Here is a 1,230-nt window from a genome sequence, read left to right as displayed (position 1 = left end):
TGGGAGTTCGTTACTTCAGAACTAACACAGTGGACGCGAGCAACTGAGGACAAGCCCTCGGCCTATTAGTACCGGTCAACTCCACCCATTACTGGGCTTCCATATCCGGCCTATCAACCCAGTCGTCTACTGGGAGCCTTACCCTCTCAAGGAGGTGGGAATACTCATCTCGAAGCAGGCTTCCCGCTTAGATGCTTTCAGCGGTTATCCCTCCCGAACGTAGCCAACCAGCCATGCCCTTGGCAGAACAACTGGCACACCAGAGGTTCGTCCGTCCCGGTCCTCTCGTACTAGGGACAGCCCTTCTCAATATTCCTACGCGCACAGCGGATAGGGACCGAACTGTCTCACGACGTTCTAAACCCAGCTCGCGTACCGCTTTAATGGGCGAACAGCCCAACCCTTGGGACCGACTCCAGCCCCAGGATGCGACGAGCCGACATCGAGGTGCCAAACCATCCCGTCGATATGGACTCTTGGGGAAGATCAGCCTGTTATCCCCGGGGTACCTTTTATCCGTTGAGCGACGGCGCTTCCACAAGCCACCGCCGGATCACTAGTCCCGACTTTCGTCCCTGCTCGACCCGTCGGTCTCACAGTCAAGCTCCCTTGTGCACTTACACTCAACACCTGATTGCCAACCAGGCTGAGGGAACCTTTGGGCGCCTCCGTTACCCTTTAGGAGGCAACCGCCCCAGTTAAACTACCCATCAGACACTGTCCCTGATCCGGATCACGGACCCAGGTTAGACATCCAGCACGACCAGAGTGGTATTTCAACGACGACTCCACCTGAACTGGCGTCCAAGCTTCACAGTCTCCCACCTATCCTACACAAGCCGAACCGAACACCAATATCAAACTGTAGTAAAGGTCCCGGGGTCTTTCCGTCCTGCTGCGCGAAACGAGCATCTTTACTCGTAGTGCAATTTCACCGGGCCTATGGTTGAGACAGTCGAGAAGTCGTTACGCCATTCGTGCAGGTCGGAACTTACCCGACAAGGAATTTCGCTACCTTAGGATGGTTATAGTTACCACCGCCGTTTACTGGCGCTTAAGTTCTCAGCTTCGCCCTGTCGAAACAGAGCTAACCGGTCCCCTTAACGTTCCAGCACCGGGCAGGCGTCAGTCCGTATACATCGCCTTACGGCTTCGCACGGACCTGTGTTTTTAGTAAACAGTCGCTTCTCGCTGGTCTCTGCGGCCACCCCCAGCTCGAGCAGCAAGTAC

Annotated in this window: 1 rRNA gene (cut by a window edge); it reads right to left on the bottom strand. The window is 55.8% G+C overall.

The features are described 5' to 3' along the window. Positions 1 to 45: 45 nt before the first annotated feature. Positions 46 to 1,230 (bottom strand): 23S ribosomal RNA (locus ACF08D_RS31220); it runs 1,632 nt beyond the window's last position.

Source organism: Streptomyces sp. NPDC015131 (genome assembly GCF_043079975.1).
Taxonomy (GTDB): Bacteria; Actinomycetota; Actinomycetes; order Streptomycetales; family Streptomycetaceae; genus Streptomyces.
Note: the sequence above shows the minus strand (reverse complement) of the source record. Positions and strands in the feature narration are given on the sequence as shown.